This window comes from Nitratireductor sp. OM-1 (assembly GCF_003296175.1).
Taxonomy (GTDB): Bacteria; Pseudomonadota; Alphaproteobacteria; order Rhizobiales; family Rhizobiaceae; genus Nitratireductor; species Nitratireductor aquimarinus.
On sequence record NZ_CP029208.1, the window covers coordinates 2,974,893 to 2,997,239 of the forward strand.

At 62.3% G+C, this 22,347-nt stretch carries 19 protein-coding genes; 12 read left to right on the forward strand and 7 right to left on the reverse strand.

Translation table 11 applies throughout. The features are described 5' to 3' along the window. Positions 1-77: 77 nt before the first annotated feature. Both DEJ54_RS14235 and uvrA read right to left on the reverse strand, forming a co-directional pair. The gene (locus DEJ54_RS14235) at positions 78-878 is read right to left on the reverse strand and encodes a DUF72 domain-containing protein (protein ID WP_113155153.1); all 801 of its coding nucleotides are present in this window, start codon (positions 876-878) and stop codon (positions 78-80) included. Positions 879-882: 4 nt separating this feature from the next. Next, positions 883-3,807, reverse strand: coding sequence for an excinuclease ABC subunit UvrA (uvrA, locus tag DEJ54_RS14240; RefSeq protein WP_113155154.1), 2,925 nt, complete (start codon positions 3,805-3,807; stop codon positions 883-885). A gap of 939 nt (positions 3,808-4,746) precedes the next feature. Between uvrA and DEJ54_RS14245 the strand changes: the two genes are divergently transcribed. Both DEJ54_RS14245 and DEJ54_RS14250 read left to right on the forward strand, forming a co-directional pair. Further along, positions 4,747-5,247, forward strand: a complete 501-nt coding sequence (locus DEJ54_RS14245) for a single-stranded DNA-binding protein (protein ID WP_113155155.1) — start codon at positions 4,747-4,749, stop codon at positions 5,245-5,247. A gap of 14 nt (positions 5,248-5,261) precedes the next feature. Beyond that, complete coding sequence (locus DEJ54_RS14250) at positions 5,262-5,693, forward strand: hypothetical protein (protein WP_245447567.1); 432 nt, start codon at positions 5,262-5,264, stop codon at positions 5,691-5,693. Positions 5,694-5,819: 126 nt separating this feature from the next. On the opposite strand, the gene glp is transcribed toward DEJ54_RS14250, so the two are convergent. Genes glp through DEJ54_RS14275 form a run of 5 tightly spaced genes read right to left on the reverse strand, consistent with a single transcriptional unit; the run spans position 5,820 to position 11,261 of the window. Continuing rightward, complete coding sequence (gene glp, locus DEJ54_RS14255) at positions 5,820-7,028, reverse strand: gephyrin-like molybdotransferase Glp (RefSeq protein ID WP_113155156.1); 1,209 nt, start codon at positions 7,026-7,028, stop codon at positions 5,820-5,822. Between the two features lie 2 nt (positions 7,029-7,030). Further along, positions 7,031-7,525 (reverse strand): cyclic pyranopterin monophosphate synthase MoaC, encoded by a 495-nt coding sequence (moaC, locus tag DEJ54_RS14260; RefSeq protein ID WP_113155157.1) that lies wholly within the window; start codon positions 7,523-7,525, stop codon positions 7,031-7,033. Between the two features lie 4 nt (positions 7,526-7,529). Next, positions 7,530-8,345, reverse strand: coding sequence for an indole-3-glycerol phosphate synthase TrpC (gene trpC / locus DEJ54_RS14265; RefSeq protein WP_113155158.1), 816 nt, complete (start codon positions 8,343-8,345; stop codon positions 7,530-7,532). After that, positions 8,335-9,366: an anthranilate phosphoribosyltransferase gene (gene trpD, locus DEJ54_RS14270; protein WP_113155159.1), complete on the reverse strand. Its 1,032-nt coding sequence runs from the start codon at positions 9,364-9,366 to the stop codon at positions 8,335-8,337. The genes trpC and trpD overlap by 11 nt, the downstream gene beginning before the upstream one ends. Positions 9,367-9,374: 8 nt before the next feature. Beyond that, entirely contained in the window at positions 9,375-11,261 is a 1,887-nt protein-coding gene (locus DEJ54_RS14275; protein ID WP_113155160.1) for a SurA N-terminal domain-containing protein, read from the reverse strand. A gap of 175 nt (positions 11,262-11,436) precedes the next feature. Between DEJ54_RS14275 and tpiA the strand changes: the two genes are divergently transcribed. From tpiA to DEJ54_RS14325, 10 genes are all read left to right on the forward strand, one after another. After that, the gene (gene tpiA / locus DEJ54_RS14280) at positions 11,437-12,186 is read left to right on the forward strand and encodes a triose-phosphate isomerase (protein ID WP_113155161.1); all 750 of its coding nucleotides are present in this window, start codon (positions 11,437-11,439) and stop codon (positions 12,184-12,186) included. A 272-nt stretch (positions 12,187-12,458) separates the two neighbouring features. Then, positions 12,459-12,845: a preprotein translocase subunit SecG gene (gene secG, locus DEJ54_RS14285; RefSeq protein WP_113156294.1), complete on the forward strand. Its 387-nt coding sequence runs from the start codon at positions 12,459-12,461 to the stop codon at positions 12,843-12,845. Between the two features lie 148 nt (positions 12,846-12,993). Next, the gene (locus DEJ54_RS14290) at positions 12,994-14,622 is read left to right on the forward strand and encodes a CTP synthase (RefSeq protein ID WP_162742309.1); all 1,629 of its coding nucleotides are present in this window, start codon (positions 12,994-12,996) and stop codon (positions 14,620-14,622) included. A 111-nt stretch (positions 14,623-14,733) separates the two neighbouring features. Then, positions 14,734-15,651, forward strand: coding sequence for a VOC family protein (locus DEJ54_RS14295; protein ID WP_113155163.1), 918 nt, complete (start codon positions 14,734-14,736; stop codon positions 15,649-15,651). Continuing rightward, positions 15,648-16,478, forward strand: coding sequence for a 3-deoxy-8-phosphooctulonate synthase (kdsA, locus tag DEJ54_RS14300; protein ID WP_113155164.1), 831 nt, complete (start codon positions 15,648-15,650; stop codon positions 16,476-16,478). Before DEJ54_RS14295 ends, kdsA begins: the two co-directional genes overlap by 4 nt. Before the next feature lie 135 nt (positions 16,479-16,613). Then, a complete protein-coding gene (gene eno, locus DEJ54_RS14305; protein WP_113155165.1) occupies positions 16,614-17,888 on the forward strand; it encodes a phosphopyruvate hydratase in 1,275 nt (424 codons plus the stop codon). Positions 17,889-17,964: 76 nt separating this feature from the next. Beyond that, the gene (locus tag DEJ54_RS14310) at positions 17,965-18,285 is read left to right on the forward strand and encodes a septum formation initiator family protein (RefSeq protein WP_113156295.1); all 321 of its coding nucleotides are present in this window, start codon (positions 17,965-17,967) and stop codon (positions 18,283-18,285) included. Positions 18,286-18,494: 209 nt separating this feature from the next. Next, positions 18,495-19,556, forward strand: a complete 1,062-nt coding sequence (gene pdhA, locus DEJ54_RS14315) for a pyruvate dehydrogenase (acetyl-transferring) E1 component subunit alpha (RefSeq protein WP_113155166.1) — start codon at positions 18,495-18,497, stop codon at positions 19,554-19,556. A gap of 13 nt (positions 19,557-19,569) precedes the next feature. Then, positions 19,570-20,970 (forward strand): pyruvate dehydrogenase complex E1 component subunit beta, encoded by a 1,401-nt coding sequence (locus DEJ54_RS14320; protein ID WP_113155167.1) that lies wholly within the window; start codon positions 19,570-19,572, stop codon positions 20,968-20,970. A gap of 13 nt (positions 20,971-20,983) precedes the next feature. After that, positions 20,984-22,339, forward strand: a complete 1,356-nt coding sequence (locus tag DEJ54_RS14325; protein ID WP_113155168.1) for a pyruvate dehydrogenase complex dihydrolipoamide acetyltransferase — start codon at positions 20,984-20,986, stop codon at positions 22,337-22,339. Positions 22,340-22,347: the final 8 nt, after the last annotated feature.

Here is a 22,347-nt window from a genome sequence, read left to right on the forward strand (position 1 = left end):
CTTGATTAATGAAAACAGATGGATACGCCGCTATATTGACTCTCTACATGCGCTTTCACGTGCGGCCTGAAGCGAGATCAGCCGACAAGGCCCATGAAGGCTTTTGCAGCGTGCGGTGCGCGGATCTTTCCTTCATGAATGAAGTAGACGAACACATCACGCGGCTTCTTCTCCGCCGTGAAGCCGGGGTCAACAATCGGCAAATCGTCTGGCTGTCCGCCTTCGGCCCATTGCTCTGCGCGTCTGGCCCAGTTCTCCAGTTCGGCGGGCGGATAGGCCGTGGGCACATCGTCCTCGCCACGCTGGAGGCGCGCATAGACGAAGTTACCCGTCACATCGGCAATCTCGGGATAGGTGTTGTGGTGGGCGTAGCAGATGGCCGCGCCATATTTGCGAACCAGCTGCGGGAATTCAGACGTGCAGAAGGAATCGTGCCGCACTTCAAGAACGTGCCGCAGCGCGATGCCGTCACGCTCGGCCGGCAACAGTTTCAGGAACCCTTCGAAATCTTCCGGGTCGAACTTCTTCGTTGGCGCGAACTGCCAGACGAGCGGGCCGAGTTTGTCACCCATTTCCGTGATGCCGGAACCCAGAAATTTCTCAAGAGAAGCAGAGGCTTCCGAAAGAACCTTGCGGTTCGTCACGAAGCGGTTCCCTTTGAGTGAAAAGACAAAACCATCCGGGGCCTCATCCGCCCATTTGGCATAGGTGGCCGGCTTCTGGCTGCCGTAATAGGTACCGTTCACCTCGATGGTCGGCACCTGTCGCGCCGCATATTCGAGCTGCCGCTTCTTTGGAAGGTCGTCGGGATAGAATGTGCCTTCCCAGGGCTGAAACGTCCAGCCGCCCATGCCGGCGCGAATGGTGCCTGCGCTCATCGTCTTACTCCGCTGCCTGGGCCTTGCCGGCTGGCCGGCGCTCCAGAAGTTCTTTCAGGAATTTGCCGGTGTAGCTGCGCGGCTCGGCCATCACATCGTCGATGGAGCCGCAGGCCACGAGCTCGCCGCCGCCATCACCGCCTTCGGGGCCCAGGTCCAGCACCCAGTCGGCGGTCTTGATGACTTCGAGATTGTGCTCGATCACCACCACCGTGTTGCCCTGGTCCACCAGCTCATGCAGCACTTCGAGCAGCTTGGCCACATCGTGGAAATGCAGACCCGTGGTCGGCTCGTCCAGAATGTAGAGCGTGCGCCCGGTTGCCCGCTTGGAGAGTTCCTTGGCGAGCTTGATGCGCTGCGCCTCACCGCCGGAGAGTGTGGTCGCCTGCTGGCCGATATGGATATAGCCGAGCCCCACGCGCGAGAGCGTGACGAGCTTGTCGCGCACGGCCGGAACGGCGGAGAAGAACTCCACGCCTTCATCCACCGTCATCTCGAGTACGTCGGCAATCGACTTGCCCTTGAAGGTGACGTCGAGCGTCTCGCGGTTGTAGCGCTTGCCGTGGCAGACGTCGCAGGTCACATAGACATCCGGCAGGAAGTGCATCTCGATCTTGATGACGCCATCGCCCTGACAGGCCTCGCAGCGCCCGCCCTTCACATTGAAGGAGAAGCGACCCGGCTGATAGCCGCGCGCCTTGGCCTCGGGCAGGCCTGCGAACCAGTCGCGGATCGGTGTGAACGCGCCCGTATAGGTGGCCGGGTTGGAGCGCGGCGTGCGGCCGATGGGCGACTGGTCGATATCGATGACCTTGTCGAGATGCTCAAGCCCTTCGAGCCGGTCGTGATCGGCCGGTTGTTCGCGCGACCCCATGATGCGGCGCGACGCGGCCTTGAACAGCGTCTCGATCAGAAGCGTGGACTTTCCGCCGCCAGAAACGCCGGTGACGCAGGCAAACGTGCCAAGCGGCACATCCGCCGTCACGTTTTTCAGATTGTTGCCGCGCGCGCCCACGACGCGAATGCGCCGCTTCTTGGAGATTTCACGGCGCTGCTCCGGCATCGGGATTGCCATCTCGCCGGTGAGATATTTGCCGGTGACCGAGGCCGGATTGGCCATGATTTCCTGCGGCGTGCCTTCGGCGATGATCTGTCCGCCATGAACACCGGCTGCCGGGCCGATATCGACCACATAGTCGGCGGTCAGAATGGCGTCCTCGTCGTGTTCCACCACGATCACCGTGTTGCCGAGATCGCGCAGATGTCTGAGCGTCGCCAGCAGGCGGTCATTGTCGCGCTGGTGCAGGCCAATGGAGGGTTCGTCCAGAACATAGAGCACGCCCGTCAGACCGGAGCCGATCTGCGAGGCCAGACGAATGCGCTGGCTTTCGCCGCCCGACAGCGTGCCCGAATTGCGCGACAGGGTCAGATATTCCAGCCCGACATCGTTGAGGAAGCGCAGCCGCTCGCGGATCTCCTTGAGGATGCGCACCGCGATTTCGTTCTGCTTGTCGTTCAGATGCTCCGGCAGTTCCTCGAACCATGCGCCGGCCTTGCTGATCGACATGCCCGTGACCTGGCCGATATGCAGACCGTCGATCTTGACGGCGAGCGCTTCGGGCTTCAGCCGGTGACCATCACAGGCGGGGCAGGGATGGGCCGACATGTAGCGCTCGATCTCCTCGCGCATCCAGGCCGATTCCGTCTCTTTCCAGCGCCGCTGAAGATTGACCACGACACCCTCGAAAGGCTTGGTGGTGCGGTAGCTGCGCAGGCCGTCATCGTAGTCGAAGACGATTTTCCTATCGCCGGTGCCGTTCAGGATCGCGTCCTTGCCATCGTCCGGCAGATCGCGCCAGCGGTCGCCCACCTTGAAGCCAAATTCGCGGCCAAGCGCTTCCAGCGTCTGCAGATAGTAGGGCGAAGTGGATTTGGCCCAGGGCGCGATGGCGCCTTCGCGCAGGATCGCATTGTCGTCCGGCACCACGAGATTGGGGTCGATGGCGCGCTGGCTACCCAGACCGTCACAGGTGGGGCAGGCGCCGGCCGGATTGTTGAACGAGAAGAGACGCGGCTCGATCTCCGGAATGGTGAAGCCGGAGACCGGACAGGCGAATTTCTCGGAGAAAACGATGCGCTCATGCGTCTCGTTCTTCGATTTGTTTGCGCCGCCGCCCTTGGCGGTCGCGCCTTCTGAAAGAGGCTTGTCGGCAAACTCAGCGACAGCCAGCCCCTCGGCGAGCTTCAGGCAGGTTTCAAGCGAATCCGCCAGGCGTGTCGCCAGATCGGCGCGCACCACGACGCGGTCCACCACCACATCGATGTCGTGCTTGTACTTCTTGTCGAGCGCGGGCACATCGGCGATCTCGTAGAAGACGCCGTCCACCTTCACGCGCTGAAAGCCCTTTTTCTGAAGCTCCGCCATCTCTTTGCGGTACTCGCCTTTGCGCCCACGCACGATGGGGGCGAGAATGTAAAGGCGTGTGCCTTCCTCCAGCGCCATCACCCGGTCCACCATCTGGCTCACGGTCTGGCTCTCGATGGGAAGGCCGGTCGCCGGCGAATAGGGCACGCCCACACGCGCGAAGAGAAGGCGCATATAGTCGTAGATCTCCGTCACCGTGCCGACGGTGGAGCGGGGATTCTTCGACGTGGTCTTCTGCTCGATGGAAATGGCTGGCGAAAGCCCGTCGATCTGGTCGACATCCGGCTTCTGCATCATTTCCAGGAACTGGCGCGCATAGGCCGAAAGGCTTTCGACATAGCGCCGCTGACCTTCGGCATAGATCGTGTCGAAGGCGAGCGAAGACTTGCCCGAGCCCGACAGGCCGGTCATGACGATCAGCTTTTCGCGCGGAAGGTCGAGATCGACATTCTTGAGATTGTGCTCGCGCGCGCCGCGAATGGTGATGGACTTGTGTTCTGGCATGCCCCGTCGCTGCCTGTCTCATTTATCTGGTGTGGCCGGCAGCATGCCGGACCATGCTTCATGTAGGAAACGCGCCGCAAATGTCGATGGGCCGCGCGGCCCGCTGACAGACGAGGGCGTTTCGACGTTGCGGGGGTTGTCCCTCGTTTTAAAAAAAAGAGCAAGGGAAAAGAACAAATATCGAACACGCTCCTGACACGATCATCCTGCGCCGGGCTGGCTCTCGTGAGCATCCGTTACAGAAGATCACATTTTCGCCTGCGCCGCCGCATCGCCTTGACCGCCATTAACCAAAGGCGCAGTATCATTTTCGTCAGTGCTCGTGGCTGTTGGCCGCCCTTGAAACCGCGCCGGTGGGCGCTTCGGGCGCGCATGGTTGCTTGAGCACGCTGACACCGAGCAAAGCCTCGTAACGCGAAGAAGGAGGGAGGCATGACTCCACCTGACCGATTTATCGGGCTTCGCCTCTCGCGCGAAGCCACAGCTGGCTGATCGGTCCTGAGCGCATTACCGTCTCGTACGATCTTGCGTTCCCGACGCGGTCCATGGCGATTGAGGGCACTGCACCGCAGAACCTTTTTCGTCGGCAGGCACGACAACGCTGGCGGCTGGCTGCCCCACGAAAATCTAATCTCTTTGAAGACAGGGACGGTGAAACCCGTCCTGCCTGATGATTACCGGTAAACCACTCCCGGTACGGAGGGTCAGAAGACCCGAAGCCCCGCGCGCTTGAAGAATAGCGGCGGGGCTTTTCCTGTTTCTGTTGCGCCTTTCTGCGCTCCCCGGAAGGGGCTCATTGACAGGCATTCCGTCAGGTGCGAACATAAGAGGAACAAATGAGCTGTGGACGAGACCGGAGCAGGGGCAGCGGGAGAGCGCGCGCCAGCCCTGCTTGCGATAAAGTGCGCGGCAGATTTCGGATAAGCGTGGAGAAGCGTTATGGCGGGCAGCGTCAACAAGGTCATTCTGGTGGGAAATCTGGGTGCAGACCCGGAAATCCGCCGGCTCAACTCCGGTGATCCGGTGGTCAACATCCGCATCGCGACCTCGGAAACCTGGCGTGATCGCCAGTCCGGCGAGCGGCGCGAGCGCACCGAGTGGCACAATGTCGTGATCTTCAACGACAATCTTGCCAAGGTGGCGGAACAGTATCTGAAGAAGGGCGCCAAGGTTTACGTCGAGGGCCAGCTCCAGACGCGCAAATGGACCGACCAGAACGGTCAGGACCGCTACACGACGGAAATCGTTCTGCAGAAGTTCCGTGGCGAACTGCAGATGCTCGACACGCGCGGGCAGGGCGGTGACAACCAGGTCGGTTATGGCGGCGGCGGTGGTCGCAGCTCCGATTTCGGCCAGTCCGGTCCCGCCGATACCGGTGGCAGCAGCGGTGGCGGCGGTGGCGGTTACTCGCAGAACCTCGACGACGAAATTCCGTTCTGAGGCGGAACAATCGCATGAAAAAGCCCGGCAGAGCCGCTTCGACCGCACCGTGTCTGAGCAGGCCTGCCGGGCTTTTCTTTTTTGCGGTGGCGACGGCCCTTGCGCCATCGCCGGTGAGTGCCGGTGAAGCGGATGTTGTCGCGGTCGAAATCATTGCTGACGGTGATGGAGCCCATCGCTTCGACGTGACGGTCGAGCATGGGGACGAGGGCTGGGATCACTATGCAGACCGCTGGGATGTGCTGGATGACGCTGGCAGGGTCATCGCCTCCCGAACGCTTCTCCACCCACATGTGAATGAACAGCCTTTTACGCGCAGCCTTTCAGGTGTCGCGCTGCCAGGGGGGCTCGGTCATGTGACTGTGCGTGCGCACGACACCGTGCACGGGCTTGGCGGTCGCATCATGCGCGTCGCAATCCCCGGGCGCGAAGGCGATGGCGGTTAATGCCTGCTCTCTTAAGCGCAGCGGGCTGACATCGTGCAGAATGGCAAGCCGGGTTGGATCGGTGTGCTGGCGACGATCCACCGGAGTTCTCAGCACCTCTGGCTGTAACCGTCGGGTGCGAAGCACTCACCCGAGCATCAGAACACGGCAGCGATCGCCTTCTTCAGCTGCCGGCGAGCCGGGCTCGCGCACGATCAGTGCATTGGATGCGGCCAGCGTGGTCAGCATGGAGGAATCCTGCAGCGTGAACGGCGTGGCGATCAGCCCTTCGGAGCCAGGCGCCACCGAGGCGCGAACATAGTCGCGACGTTCATCGTTTGCCCGCAGCGCCTTTGCCAGAACAGCCGAGCGCAGATCCGGCGCATAGCTGCGCTGGCCAAGCCGGGCAATAAGCGGACGCAGAAACAGATGCGCGCAGACGAGGCTGGAAACCGGGTTGCCAGGCAGGCCAAGCACACGCATGTCACCCAGCCGCCCGAACATCAGCGGTTTGCCGGGGCGCATGGCGATTTTCCAGAAATCAAGCGACATGCCCGCATCGAGCAGCGCTTGCCGCACCAGATCGCGCGCACCGACCGAAGCGCCGCCAAGCGTCACCAGAACATGCGCACCGGCGGCAGCGGCACTGCGCACCGCGTCGGAGATCGCCGCGCTGTCGTCGGGGATGATGCCGAGATCGAGAATGCGCGCGCCTTCCCTGCGCGCCAGAGCGCCGATGGCAAAGCCGTTGGATGCAACGATCTGGTCCGGGCCACAGGGCTTGCCCGGCCGCACCAGCTCGTCGCCCGTGGCGATCACCGCCACCAGCGGGCGCTGCGTCACATCAAGCGTTGCATGGCCTGCCGCAGCCGCCAGGCCTATTCCCGCAGGTCCGAGCCGTCGTCCCTGTTCGAGAACGCTGTCGCCCTTTTGAAAATCGAGCCCTGCGCGGCGGATATGGCGTCCGGCAGCGACGGTATCGGTCGCCTCGATCCGGCCATCGTCCAGAATATCCGCATTTTCCTGAATGAGTATCGTGTCCGCACCCTCGGGCACCGGCGCGCCGGTGAAGATCCGCACGGCCTCGCCGTCGGCCACTGCGCCGTGATACCGGCTGCCCGCGGCAGATTCTCCAATAAGCTTCAGCGGCATTGCGCGCGGCGTCGCCACATTGGCGGCGCGAACGGCATAGCCGTCCATGGCCGAAGCGTCGAAGGGCGGCTGTGTGCGGGTGGCGGCGAGCGGTGCTGCCAGAACCCGATCGTCGGCTTCTTCAATGGACACCGTTTCGCCGGGTAGTGCTTTCACGCCCTCGAGAATGCGCTCCAGCGCTTCATCCACCGGCAAAAGGCTCATGGTCAGTTCTCCGCTACGCGCCAGTCGCCGGATTTTCCACCCGTCTTCTCAAGAAGGCGGATGCCGTCGAGCACCATGCCCTTGTCCAGCGCCTTGGCCATGTCATAGATCGTCAGGCAGGCGACCGAGGCAGCGGTAAGCGCCTCCATCTCCACGCCCGTCTGTCCCGTCACGCGCACACGCGCCGTCACCCTGAGCCCCGGCAGTTCGTGGTCGGGCTCGATGTCCACCACCACTTTCGAGAGCGCCAGCGGGTGGCAAAGGGGAATGAGATCATGCGTCTTCTTGGCGGCCATGATGCCTGCGATACGCGCGGTTGCCAGAACGTCGCCCTTCTTGGCATTGCCCGCCAGAATGGCTTCCAGCGTTTCCGCCTTCATCACCACAGCGCCTTCCGCCAGCGCTTCCCGGCTGGTTTCCTGCTTGCCGCTCACATCGACCATATGCGCTTCGCCGGAAGCGCCGATATGGGTCAGGCCTGCCGCTTTCTCGCTCATCGGCTCAGCCCGCAAGTTTGGCGGCGTCGAGCCCCAGAAGCGTGCGCGTGGCAGCGGTCACATCATCCTGCCGCATCAGGCTTTCGCCCACCAGGAAGGTGTTCATGCCCGCACGCGCCAGCCGCCGGCAGTCGTCATTGGTGAAGATGCCGCTCTCGCCGATCACCAGGCGGTCTTCGGGCACACGCGGGGCCAGCCGCTCACTTGTTTCAAGACTTGTCTCGAAGGTGCGCAGGTCGCGATTGTTGATGCCGATCAGCGTCGAGGAAAGCTCCAGCGCGCGTTCCAGCTCGCGCTCGTCATGCACCTCGATCAGTGAATCCATGCCCAGTTCCAGCGCCGTCTCTTCAAGCGCGCGGGCTTCGTCATCCGTCAGGCTCGCCATGATGATCAGGATCGCATCGGCACCCCAGCTGCGGGCCTCGTATACCTGATAGGGCTCGAACAGGAAATCCTTGCGCAGCGCCGGCAGACCGCAGGCGGCGCGCGCCTGTTCCAGATAGGCGGGCGCACCCTGAAAGGACGGGCCGTCGGTCAGAACCGAAAGGCAGGCCGCTCCGCCATCCTCATAGGCGGAAGCCAGTCGCGGCGGGTCGAAATCCGCACGAATCAGGCCGCGCGAGGGGCTCGCCTTCTTGATCTCGGCGATCAGGCCGAAGCGCCCGCGCTCTTGCCTGGACAACAGCGCATCACCGAAGCCGCGCGGCGCTTCCACGTCGCGGGCGCGCGCCACCAGTTCAGGCAGCGGGCAGGCCGTCTTCGCGGCGGCGATTTCCTCGCGCTTGTAGGCCTCGATCTTGCGCAGAATGTCAGTCGTCATCGCTGTTCGTGCCCCTGTTGGAAACTTCGATGAGGCGTTCCAGCGTTGCCAGAGCCTGTCCGCGGTCGAGCGATTCCGCCGCCAGTTTGATGCCGTCTTTCAGGGTCTTGGCGCGTCCGGCCACGACCAGCGCAGCGCCGGAATTCAGAACCGAGATGTCGCGATAGGCGTTCTTTTCGCCTTCGAGAACGGCCCTGAGCGCGCGCGCATTGTAGTCTGCCTCGCCGCCCTTCAGGTCGGCCATGGTCACGCGCTTGAGGCCAACATCCTCCGGCGTGATCTCGAAATGGCGGATCTGGCCGTCTTCGAGCGCGGCGACCTGCGTGGTTCCGGCGGTGGTCAGTTCGTCAAGACCCGCGCCATGCACCACCCAGGCGGTTTCCGTTCCAAGCTGCTTCAGCACCTCGGCAATCGGTCCCACCCATTCCGGCGCAAAAACGCCGATGAGCTGGCGGCGCACGCCAGCCGGGTTCGACAGGGGGCCGAGCAGGTTGAAGATCGTCCGCGTGCCAAGCTCAACCCGCGACGGGCCCACATGGCGCATGGCGGAGTGATGTGCCGGCGCGAACATGAAGCCGAGGCCGGCTTCGCGGATGCAGTCCGCGATCTCGTTCGGCCCAAGCTCGATATTGATGCCGAGGGCCGCCAGCGTGTCGGCAGCGCCCGAGCGAGAGGAAAGCGCCCGGTTGCCGTGTTTGGCGACGGGAACGCCCGCGCCCGCCACGATAAAGGCCGAGCAGGTGGACACATTGTAGGAGCCGGAGGCGTCGCCACCCGTGCCGACGATGTCCACGGCATCTTCCGGCGCGGTGACTGTCAGCATCTTGTCGCGCATGGTGGCGACTGCACCCGAGATTTCCTCAACGGTCTCGCCACGCACGCGCAGCGCCATCAGAAAGCCGCCGATCTGGCTCGGTGTCGCATTGCCCGACATCATGATGTCGAACGCCTCGCGCGCATCGTCAAAACTCAGCGGCTCGCCCGAGGCTGCCTTGGCGATATAGGTTTTGAATGCCTTCATCGTCGGCCTCAGAAGCTAAGGGCTTCCTGCATTGCAGCCCGGTTCACGGTCACCGGATGCTTGCCCTGCAGGCGTGCAACCATCTGGTCGAGAAGATCGTCGGCAAGCCCGGTGCGCATGGCGTCGCGCTGGTTTTCGGGAATGCTCTCCGCCGTCGCGCTCGCCGGCTCGAAGACCTCGGTGACGCGGAACAGAACCTGTCCGTCGCCGGCCGGGTTGGCAAACACGCCGCTGCCATCGCGCGGAACGGAGAACACCGCCGCAACACCGGCCTGGCCAAGATCGGCGTCGTTCGCCGTGCGCTTGACGCCACGCTTCACCTGCTTCTGCTGGTCGATTTCCAGAGCGATGTCATCCAGCGAAACGCCGTCCTTCACCTTCTGGGCCAGCTCGGCAGCGCGCGCAGCCAGAAGGCGATCCGTCTCGGCTGCGATCCAGTCCTGCGTGACCTCTTCGCGCACTTCGTCAAGCGAGCGGTCGCGCTCGGGCGTGATGCCTTCCACCTCGTAGAAGATGAAGCCATTGCCGCCCATGGAGAGGGGCGCATTCTCGATGCCGGAATCGCTCTCGAACACTTCGCGAATCAGCTCTGCCGAAACGGGTAGATCACCGACGATCGCGCCATCAGGGCGACGCGCAGTGGCGTCGATGGCTTCAATCGTGCGCATGGTCAGGTTCATGCGCTCGGCTGCTTCCGCCATGGTCGCGCCGCCGGCGCGCGCGTCTTCGTAGGCATCGTGCACATCGAGCAGAACGCGCGACGCTTCCTCAAGCGCCAGGTCCTGACGGATCTCGTCTTCCACCTCGCTGAGGGGCAGAACCACCTCGGCCTGAACTTCCGAAACATTCACGATCACCGGTCCGAACGTGCCGTCGAGCACGTCGCTGAACTGGTTTTCGCTGAGCGCGAAGGCCGCTTCGGCGATGGCGCTGTCTGCGATTTCGCCCTGGGCAAGCGTGCCGAGCGCGATGTCGTCGGCGCTCTTGCCGGCGGCCGTCGCCACGTCTGCGAAGCTCTGGCCGTCGAGCAGGTTTTTCAGCGCAGCTTCGGCTGCTTCGCGATCCGGGAAGACGATCTGTTCGATCGTGCGCTTCTCCGGCGTCGTGTAGCGGTTGCGCAGGTCGTCATAGGCCTTCTTGACCTGATCTTCGGACACGGAAGCCGGGTCGGAAATGTCGCTCGGCTCAAGCTTCACATAGCTGAACTTGCGGTATTCCGGCGCCGCATAGTCTGCCTTGCGTTCGTCAAACCAGGTCTGCAGCGTCGCGTCGTCCGGCGTTGCGACGGGCTCGACCAGAGCCAGCGGCAGCGCCACATATTCGATGGTGCGGTCTTCACCGCGATAGAGCGCCAGGTTCTTGAACAGCTCATCCGGCACGCTCATGCCGTCCGTTGCCGCTTCCACGATCTGCTGGCGAATGGCCACCTGTTCGCGGTTGCGCAGATAATCTTCGGGGCGCATGCCGATCTGGCTCAGAACGAAATCGAACTGCTGGCGGTTGAAGCGACCGTCCGGTCCGCGGAACGCCGGGTCGTCCGCCGTCAGCTGCGCAAGCCGGTCGCTCGAAAGGCCAAGGCCGAGCTTGCGGGCTTCCTCGTCCAGAAGCGCGCCGGCTGCCAGCTGCTGCAGAACCTGTTCATCAATGCCGAAGGCAACAGCCTGTTCGCGCGTGACGCGCGTGCCAAGACGCTGCGAAAGCGTGTTGATCTGGCGGTCATAGGCCAGCCGGTAATCCAGCATGGAAACGGAGGAATCTCCGACCGTCAGCACATTGCGCGACTGATCGTTCAGGATCTGGCCCGAAATGCCCCAAACCGCAAAGCTCAGGACGAGAAGGCCCAGGAGCAGCTTGGCGATCCAGGTAGAGGCGGCGTTTCTGAGACTGTCGAGCATGGCTTTTCCGAAGTTCCTCGCGTGATTTCAGGGACTGGCCCCAACACAGCGCAATAACGCCCCTGACGCCGGGTGTCGATAGTTGAGTGGGAATTGCAGGCCCAATTGCTTTTGCATTAGCGCGTGTTTTTGCTAGGGAAGCTGCCGAGTTTGATTTTTGTAAGGACGCTGACGCATGACGCCAGGTATTCGCCCCCTGATTGCAGGCAACTGGAAAATGAACGGTCTTTCGGCCGACCTCGGTGAACTCGCAGCGATGGGCGAGGGCGCCTTTGGCGGCGCGGAAGGGCTGATCTGCGTTCCCGCAACGCTCCTGTCGCGCGCAAGTGACGCGCTCGCCGGCAGCAAGCTGCGCCTTGGCGGTGAAGACTGCCACGCGGCAGCCTCCGGCGCGCATACGGGCGATGTCTCCGCCGAAATGCTGGCCGATGCGGGGGCGAGCCATGTGCTGGTCGGTCACTCGGAGCGCCGCACCGATCATGGCGAGAGCGATGCCGTCGTGGCCGACAAGGCGAAGGCCGCATGGCGCGCCGGCCTCACGGCAGTGATCTGCATAGGCGAAACCAAAGAAGAGCGCGAAGGCGGCAAGACGCTTTCCGTCCTCTCCAGCCAGATCGCCGGTTCGGTTCCGGCGGAAGCCACGGCGGCAAACACCGTGGTTGCCTATGAGCCGGTCTGGGCCATCGGCACGGGCCTGACGCCCACGGTCGAGGACATTACTGAAGCACACAGGCATATCCGCACCGAACTCAAGACGCTGCTCGGCGACGAAGCCGACAAGATGCGTCTTCTCTATGGCGGGTCGGTGAAGCCCGGCAACGCGACCGAGCTTCTCTCGATTGAGAATGTGGACGGTGCGCTGGTGGGCGGGGCGAGCCTCAAGGCAGTCGATTTTCTCGCCATCGCGGCTGCCTGTCCGAGCTGAGTGAAGAGAAAAGTCTTGCGTTGCTCGCTCAACCGCCTATGTGAGAGCGAGCTTCGTTCAAATGCCGTCATTTGATGTGATTTGAGCGAAAACGCGTTTGAAAAGCCGCAAAACCGGATGCGGTGCGGTCCTTTTAAGGGCAAAATTACGGGGTATCGAAGACGAGACCCTGTGAGTGAGCACCCGGCGGTCTTGGAAAAGCGGTGAAAGCCGTGTAATGAGCCGCGTCCGCATTCAAGCGGATGCTTCGAGCCGGAAAGCCGGAAGGAAACATGCAGACCGTTATCATCGTCATTCATCTGATCGTCGTGGTCGCGCTGGTCGGCGTCGTCCTCATGCAGCGCTCCGAGGGTGGCGGCCTTGGTGTCGGCGGCGGTTCCGGCTTCATGTCCGCGCGCGGTGCGGCCAACGCGCTGACGCGCACGACGGCGATCCTCGCCGCGGCCTTCTTCGCAACCTCGCTTGCTCTTTCGCTGATCGCCCGTTACGGCGCGAGCCCGACAGACATTCTGGACCGCATCCCGGCCGGAAGCGAGCAGACCGAAGGCACGGGCGGCGTTCTCGACCAGCTTGGCGGCGCAGGCGCATCGGTTCCGACCGACGAGCCGGCAGCTCCTGCCGAAGCAAATCCTGAAGATCAGGTTCCCACGGGGCAGTAAGCCCACGCTTGCAAGGCTTTCCGGCCGCCTGAATGGTGCGGCCGGTATTGCAGTGCGCAAGAGTTATTCACCGCGGGGCGCAAAAAGATTTGCGTCTCGTTATTTTTTGCTGGCGGAATCGCCTGTGTCCGGATAAGCGATGAGTCCCATGGCGCGATATGTTTTTATAACCGGCGGCGTGGTCTCCTCCCTCGGAAAAGGCATTGCAGCAGCGGCCCTTGGCGCGTTGCTTCAGGCCCGTGGGTACCGCGTTCGCATCCGTAAACTCGATCCCTACCTGAATGTTGATCCGGGCACGATGTCGCCCTATCAGCATGGTGAGGTTTTCGTCACCGATGACGGTGCCGAAACCGACCTGGACCTTGGCCACTACGAGCGCTTCACAGGGCGTTCGGCCAACAAGCAGGACAACATCACCACGGGTCGGATCTACCAGAATATTCTGGAAAAAGAGCGTCGTGGCGACTATCTGGGCGCCACGGTGCAGGTGATCCCGCACGTCACTGACGAGATCAAGCAGTTCGTCCTTGAAGGCAATGAGGATTACGATTTCGTGTTATGCGAAATCGGCGGAACCGTTGGCGACATAGAGGCGATGCCGTTCCTCGAGGCGATTCGTCAGCTCGGCAATGAACTGCCGCGCGGCAACGCCGTCTATGTGCATCTGACGCTGATGCCGTGGATTCCGGCGGCGGGCGAACTCAAGACGAAACCGACCCAGCACTCGGTCAAGGAGCTGCGTTCCATCGGCATTGCACCGGATATCCTTCTGGTGCGCGCGGATCGCGAGATCCCGGCCGAAGAACGGCGCAAGCTGTCGCTGTTCTGCAATGTGCGCGAATCAGCCGTGATTCAGGCGCTCGACGTTGCGCATATCTATGATGTGCCGATCGCCTATCACGAAGAAGGGCTCGATTCGGAAGTGCTGTCGGCCTTCGGCATCGATCCGGCGCCGAAGCCGCGCATGGAGCGCTGGGAAGAGGTTGCAGACCGCATCCACAATCCGGAAGGCCAGGTCACGATTGCCGTCGTCGGCAAGTATACGGGCCTGAAGGACGCCTACAAATCGCTCATCGAGGCGCTGTCTCATGGCGGCATGGCGAACCGGGTGCGCGTGAAGCTCGAATGGATCGAAGCGGAAATCTTCGAGAAGGAAGATCCGGCTCCGTGGCTCGAAAAAGTGCATGGCATTCTGGTGCCGGGCGGCTTTGGCGAGCGCGGTGCGGAAGGCAAGATCCTGGCGGCCAAGTTCGCGCGTGAGCGCAAGGTGCCTTATTTCGGCATCTGCTTCGGCATGCAGATGGCCTGCATCGAGGCGGCCCGCTCGCTGGCTGGCATAGAGAATGCCTCCTCGACCGAGTTTGGTCCGACCAGCGAACCCGTTGTCGGCCTGATGACCGAGTGGCTCAAGGGCAACATGCTCGAGAAGCGCACGGCCTCTGGCGATCTCGGCGGCACGATGCGCCTCGGCGCATACGAATCGATGCTCGTCGAGGGCACCAAGATTGCGGAGATCTATGGTTCGGAGGAAATCTCCGAGCGTCACCGCCATCGCTACGAGGTGAATATCGGCTATCGTCAGAAGCTGGAAGAGTGCGGTCTGGTGTTTGCCGGCCTGTCGCCCGATGGCGTTCTGCCGGAGACGGTGGAGTATGCCGACCATCCCTGGTTCATCGGTGTGCAGTATCACCCTGAGCTGAAGAGCAGGCCCTTCGAGCCGCATCCGCTTTTCGCTTCCTTCATCGCAGCTGCGGTGGAGCAGTCACGTCTCGTGTGATTTCATTTCCCCGCCTTCATGGCGGGGAAACCATCCTTGCCCGGCTCTGCACTTGCAAAGCGCCCGGGCTTCGGGCACATGCGGTGCATGGTATCTGAAGACAAGATGCAAATGCCGCGCAGCCCTGATCGCAAGCTTGATCGCACCCTCGATCGCCCCCTCGATCATTGTGTGTTGCCAACCGCGGGCCTGACGGTCGCGCGGGAACGACTGGAAGCGCTTGGCTTCACGGTCGCTGCAGACGCGGCGCATCCTTTCGGCACCGGCAATTGCTGCGTTTTTCTCTCAGACGGCTCCTATCTCGAACCCCTGGCCCGCATGGACCAGAAGGCTGCCCTTGAGGCGGAAGCCGAGGGCAATGTCTTCATTGAGCGGGACAGCGTCTTTCGTCAAACCTATGGCGATGAAGGGTTTTCAGCCGTGGTTCTGGGAACGGCGGACGCCGATGCCGATCACGCACGCTTTGTCGATGCAGGGATTTCTGCGGGAAAGCCGCTGTCCTTCTCGCGTCCGTTCCGCGACGCCGAGGGGCGTGAGGCCACGGCGTCGTTCCGGCTGGCCTTTGCCGCGCCGGAAAACGCCGACGGCCACTTTTTCTTCACCTGCCAGCGCATCAACATGCCGACTGCGGGACGCGGCGCGCTCGAGACGCATTCAAATGGCGTGACGGGTACAGCACGCATCGTCATGCTTGCTGCATCGCCGGACGATTATGCAGGCTTTCTGGACGCACTTTCCGATGAAGCGCATGAGCGGCCGGTGGATGGCGAAGTCGATCTGAGGCTCCGCAACGCGGTTTTGACGGTGATGACGCCCGAGCGCTACGGAATGCGTTATGGTCTAGACCGTGTTTCTCCACATGGCCGGTTCGATCTCGCGGCAATCGTCTTTGAGTGTCTGGATATTGCCAGATTGCGCGAGCAATTTTCGATTCGTGAGATCCTGTTCGCCGACGAAGCCGGTTCCATCATCGTGCCGCCGGCGGCCGGGCAGGGCGCATTATTTGTCTTTGAGGAGTCTTCCCTATGAAACCCAATCCGCGTGTCACGGTCGGCAATGTCGTTTTCGGCAACGACGCTCCGCTGGCTCTGATCGCCGGTCCCTGCCAGATGGAGACGCGGGAGCACGCCTTCGACATGGCAGGCGCGCTGAAGGAAATGACGGACGAGCTTGGCATCGGTCTCGTCTACAAGAGCAGTTTCGACAAGGCGAACCGCACATCGCTTTCGGGCAAGCGCGGTGCGGGGCTGGAGGCAGCCCTGCCGATCTTCGCGGATCTGCGCAAGGAATTCGACGTTCCGGTTCTGACGGACGTCCACACGGAGGAGCAGTGCCGCATCGTCGCTGAAGTGGTCGATGTGCTTCAGATCCCGGCCTTTCTGTGCCGCCAGACCGATCTCCTGATCGCGGCTGCCGAGACCGGCAAGGTGGTAAATGTGAAGAAGGGCCAGTTCCTCGCGCCGTGGGACATGGAAAACGTGATTTCCAAGGTGACGGCTTCGGGCAATCCCAATGTGATGGCGACCGAGCGGGGCACCTCGTTTGGCTACAACACGCTCGTCTCCGACATGCGCGGTCTGCCGCAGATGGCGGCCATGGGCGCGCCGGTGATCTTCGATGCGACCCATTCGGTTGCGCAGCCCGGCGGTCTCGGCGGTTCGTCGGGCGGCCAGCGCCAGTTCGTGGAAACGCTTGCGCGGGCGGCCGTGGCCGTTGGCGTTGCCGGCGTCTTCATGGAAACGCACCAGGACCCCGACAACGCGCCTTCGGATGGTCCGAACATGGTGCCGCTGAACGAGATGAAAGGGCTTCTTGAGCGTCTCATGGCGTTCGACCGGATCGCAAAGGCTGCCTGAACGTCAGGCGCGACATTGAGTTTTCACGTGTCTGCGCTAAGAAAGCGCGGACACTTCCTCCCGGGTTCTTACCTTACGGGGTTCTTGCCCCCGGGTTCATGCCCAGGATCAACCTCCAGATCAGAGAGAGTTAAAATGACTGCCATTCTCGACATTGTCGGACGCGAAATACTGGACAGCCGCGGCAACCCCACCGTCGAGGTCGATGTGGTTCTGGAAGACGGCTCGATGGGCCGCGCCGCCGTGCCTTCGGGTGCGTCCACCGGCGCGCACGAGGCCGTGGAGCTGCGCGATGGCGGCAAGCGGTATCTCGGCAAGGGCGTCGAGCAGGCCGTCGATGCGGTCAATGGCGAGATCTTCGAGACGCTGAGCGGTCTCGAGGCCGAGAACCAGATGCAGATCGACCAGGCAATGATCGATCTCGACGGCACGCCGAACAAGAGCCGTCTCGGCGCAAACGCCATTCTCGGCGTTTCGCTGGCCGTGGCGAAGGCCGCTGCCGAATCCTCCAACCTGCCGCTTTACCGCTATGTGGGCGGTGCGTCGGCGCATGTCCTGCCGGTGCCGATGATGAACATCGTCAATGGCGGTGCGCATGCCGACAACCCGATCGACTTCCAGGAATTCATGGTGATGCCGATTGGCGCATCTTCCATCCGTGAAGCCGTGCGCTGGGGCTCGGAAATCTTCCACACGCTGAAAGCGGGTCTGAAGGATGCCGGCCACAACACCAATGTGGGCGATGAGGGCGGCTTTGCGCCGAACCTGAAGAGCGCCGAGGATGCGCTGGACTTCGTTCTCGCCTCCATCGAGAAGGCCGGCTACCGCCCGGGTGAAGATGTGGGCATCGCGCTCGATTGCGCCGCCACCGAGTTCTTCAAGGAAGGCAAGTACGTCTACGAAGGCGAAGGCCAGACGCGCGACGGCAAGGCGCAGGCCGAGTATCTCGCCAAACTGGTCGGCAACTACCCGATCATCTCCATCGAAGACGGCATGTCGGAAGACGATTTCGAGGGCTGGAAGATCCTCACCGATCTGGTTGGCGACAAGGCCCAGCTCGTTGGCGACGATCTGTTCGTGACCAATTCGGCGCGTCTGCGCGACGGCATCAAGATGGGCATCGGCAATTCGATCCTCGTGAAGGTGAACCAGATCGGTACGCTGACCGAGACGCTGGATGCTGTGGAGACGGCGCACAAGGCCGGCTACACCGCAGTGATGTCGCACCGCTCGGGCGAAACCGAGGATTCCACCATTGCCGACCTGGCTGTCGCGACCAATTGCGGGCAGATCAAGACCGGTTCGCTGGCGCGCTCCGACCGGACCGCGAAATACAACCAGCTCATCCGCATCGAAGAAGAGCTCGACCGTCAGGCGCGTTACGCCGGAAAGTCGTTCCTGCGCGGATAAAAATGCAAATGGCCGTGCCGAAATAACGGTCCATTAAGCAAGATATGAACACATGCGGGAGAAGGGTTTTTTCCGCATGTGGACACGTCATCACAAACGCCGCAACACTGGTCGCCTGATCGTTCCGACGATCACGGGCCTGTTTCTCGCCTATTTCGGCTTTCATGCCTATCACGGCGAATACGGTATCTATTCCAAAATTCAGCTCGAATCCCGCATTGCCGAGGCGCAGGCCAGGCTCGACACGCTTGTCGCCAAGCGCAGGGAGCTGGAGCATCGTGTTGCGCTGGTGAATGATGGCAGCCTCGAGAAGGACATGCTGGACGAGCAGGCCCGGCGCGCGCTCAATGTCGCGCGTGAAAATGAGGTCATTATCCTCATTGGCGCGGATCGGTGAATTAACCGACTTTCAGTTAATCGATAAGAAGGTGTGCAAATCCAAGCATTTAGCTGCATGGCAGCTATGCGGATTTTGAATGGCCGAAATGTGAACTACGTGCTAGCTTTGTCATCTATAAGCGGGAGATGACGGGAGGCTCACGGCGCAATTTTGCCGCGCTCCACCGTTGCACAAATTCCCCGGATTGTCAGCTAGGGAGTAGAGGCATGGCGCGAGCCGCAAGCAAGACCAGTGGCAACAGGTCACGCTCGACCGGAAAAGGGGCGGCAGCAAGTGCCGGCCAGACACCAAAGGCTCCAAAGCCCGAGGAATTCGACAAGGAGCAGGAGCTTCACGCCTATCGTGAAATGCTGCTCATTCGCCGCTTCGAGGAAAAGGCCGGCCAGCTTTACGGCATGGGCCTGATCGGCGGTTTCTGTCACCTTTATATCGGCCAGGAAGCCGTCGTCGTCGGCATGCAGATGAGCATGAAGGAAGGCGATCAGGTCATCACCGGCTATCGCGATCATGGTCACATGCTCGCAACAGGCATGGAAGCGCGCGGCGTGATGGCCGAGCTCACGGGGCGCCGCAATGGCTACTCCAAGGGCAAGGGCGGCTCCATGCACATGTTCTCCAAGGAGAAGAAGTTCTACGGCGGTCACGGTATTGTCGGCGCGCAGGTGCCGCTGGGCACCGGGCTTGCCTTTGCCAACCGTTACCGTGGCGACGACAGCGTTTCGATCACCTATTTCGGTGATGGCGCGGCCAACCAGGGCCAGGTCTATGAGAGCTTCAACATGGCCTCGCTGTGGAAGCTGCCGGTGATCTACATCATCGAGAACAACCGCTACGCCATGGGCACGGCGGTCGCGCGTTCCTCCGCCGAGACCGATTTCTCGCATCGCGGCCTTTCGTTCAAGATCCCCGGCATCCAGGTGGATGGCATGGATGTACGTGCGGTCAAGGCGGCCGGTGAGCTGGCCGTTGACTGGTGCCGTTCGGGCAAGGGGCCGATCATCCTCGAGATGCAGACCTACCGCTATCGCGGCCATTCCATGTCTGACCCCGCGAAATACCGCTCCAAGGACGAAGTGCAGAAGATGCGCTCCGAGCACGATCCGATCGAGCAGGTGAAGCAGCGTCTTCTGGCCAGCAAATGGGCGGATGAAGATGCGCTGAAGGCCATCGACAAAGAGGTGCGTGACGTGGTCGGCGATTCGGCCGAATTCGCACAGACGGATCCGGAGCCGGATGTGTCTGAACTCTACACCGACATTCTGCTTTGAGGGGAGGGCCGACATGCCAACCGAAATTCTCATGCCCGCGCTCTCTCCGACCATGGAAGAGGGCAATCTTTCCAAATGGATCAAGAAGGAAGGCGATGCCGTCGCTCCCGGTGACGTGATCGCCGAGATCGAGACGGACAAGGCAACCATGGAAGTGGAAGCCGTGGACGAAGGCACGCTCGGCAAGATCCTGATCGCCGAAGGCACCGAAGGCGTGAAAGTGAACACGGCCATCGCTGTTCTTCTGGGTGAGGGCGAAAGCGCCTCCGATCTCGACAGGCAGGCTGCAAAGCCGGCTGCCGAAGAGACGAAGGCTGCTGACGACAGCGCCGCAAAGGCGGAGTCGGAAGAAAAGTCTTCCGGTGGCTCCGTGCCGGCTGCACCGGAAATCAAGGTCGCTGCCGATCCGGACATTCCCGAAGGCACCGAGATGGTTTCGACCACCGTGCGCGAAGCGCTGCGCGACGCCATGGCCGAGGAAATGCGCCGTGACGGCGACGTCTTCGTCATGGGCGAGGAAGTGGCCGAGTATCAGGGCGCCTACAAGGTGACCCAGGGGCTCCTTCAGGAATTCGGCGACAAGCGCGTCGTCGACACGCCGATCACCGAGCACGGCTTTGCCGGCGTCGGCGTTGGCGCGGCCTTTGCCGGTCTGAAGCCGATTGTTGAGTTCATGACGTTCAACTTCGCCATGCAGGCGATCGACCAGATCGTCAATTCGGCGGCCAAGACGCTCTACATGGCTGGCGGCCAGATGGGCGCGCCCATCGTGTTCCGTGGTCCCAACGGCGCTGCTGCCCGCGTGGCGGCACAGCATTCGCAGTGCTACGCCGCCTGGTACGGGCACATTCCGGGCCTCAAGGTGGTGATGCCCTACACGGCAGCCGACGCGAAGGGCCTTCTGAAGGCTGCGATCCGTGATCCGAACCCGGTGATCTTCCTGGAGAACGAGATTCTCTACGGCCAGAGCTTCGACGTTCCGAAGATGGACGATTTCGTTCTGCCGATCGGCAAGGCGCGCATCCACAAGACGGGCACGGACGCGACCATCGTTTCCTTCGGCATCGGCATGACCTATGCGGTCAAGGCGGCTGAGGAACTGGCAGCCGAGGGCATCGACGTGGAAATCGTCGACCTGCGCACGATCCGGCCGATGGACCTCGATACGGTGATCGAATCCGTGAAGAAGACCAACCGTCTGGTGACGGTCGAGGAAGGGTTCCCGCAGTCGTCGGTCGGCGCGCATATCGCCAGCCAGGTGATGCAGCGGGCCTTCGATCATCTCGACGCTCCGGTGATCACGGTGGCCGGCAAGGACGTTCCGATGCCCTATGCCGCCAATCTCGAAAAGCTGGCGCTCCCGAGCGTCGCCGAAGTGGTCGAGGCGGTGAAAGCCGTTTCCTATCGCAACTGAGGGGGAGGAAACCATGCCGATCCAAGTCACCATGCCCGCCCTCTCGCCGACGATGGAAGAGGGCAATCTCGCCAAGTGGATGGTCAAGGAAGGGGATTCCGTCGCTCCCGGTGACGTGATCGCCGAGATCGAGACCGACAAGGCGACCATGGAAGTGGAAGCCGTAGACGAAGGCACCGTCGCCAAGATCGTCGTGCCGGAAGGCACCGAAGGCGTTAAGGTGAATGCGCTGATCGCGGTTCTCGCCGAGGAAGGCGAGGACGCTGCCGACGCCGTGAAGGCTGCCGAAGGCGGCGCAAGCGCAAAGGCCGGGGCGAAGGCTCCCGAGGCCGAGAAGCCCGCTGAAGCCGTAGCACCGGCGCAAAAGGCCGAAGCGCCCGCGCAGGCAAAGCCGGCAGAGGCGAAGTCTGCTTCCTCCGGCGATGGGGAGCGCGTGTTTGCCTCTCCGCTTGCCCGCCGTCTGGCGAAGGAAGCCGGTCTCGACCTGTCCGCCATCACCGGTTCGGGTCCGAAGGGCCGGATCGTCAAGGCCGATGTGGAAGTCGCCGGCAAGGATGGCGGTGCGAAGGCAGCCGCACCGGCGGAAGCAGCTTCCGCCGCTGCGTCCGCGCCGCAGGCCATGTCCGACGATCAGGTGCTGAAACTGTTCGAGGAAGGCTCCTACGAGCTCATCCCGCATGACAGCATGCGCAAGACCATCGCCCGCCGTCTGGTCGAGGCCAAGTCCACCATCCCGCATTTTTACCTGACGCTCGATTGCGAGATCGACGCGCTTCTGGCGCTGCGCAAGCAGCTCAATGATGCCGCGCCGAAGGTGAAGACCGGGGATGGCGAAAAGCCGGCCTACAAGCTGTCGGTCAACGACATGGTCATCAAGGCCCACGCCAGGGCGCTGGCCATGGTGCCGGACGCAAACGTGTCGTGGACCGAGAACGCCATGGTGAAGCACAAAAACGCCGATGTGGGCGTTGCCGTGTCGATCCCCGGCGGTCTGATCACGCCGATCGTGCGCCGCGCCGACGAGAAGACGCTGTCTGCCATCTCCAACGAGATGAAGGACCTGGCCGCGCGGGCGCGTTCGCGCAAGCTGAAGACGGAAGAGTTCCAGGGCGGCAACACGGCCGTGTCCAATCTGGGCATGTTCGGCATCAAGGACTTCGCCGCCGTCATCAACCCGCCGCATGCGACGATCCTCGCGGTCGGCGCGGGCGAGCAGCGGGCCGTGGTGAAGGATGGCGAAGTGAAGGTTGCGACCGTGATGTCGGTCACGCTTTCGACCGACCACCGTGCAGTCGACGGCGCGCTTGGCGCAGAACTCCTCGCCGCCTTCAAGCAGGTCATCGAAAACCCGATGGCGATGCTGGTATAGGCCGCAAA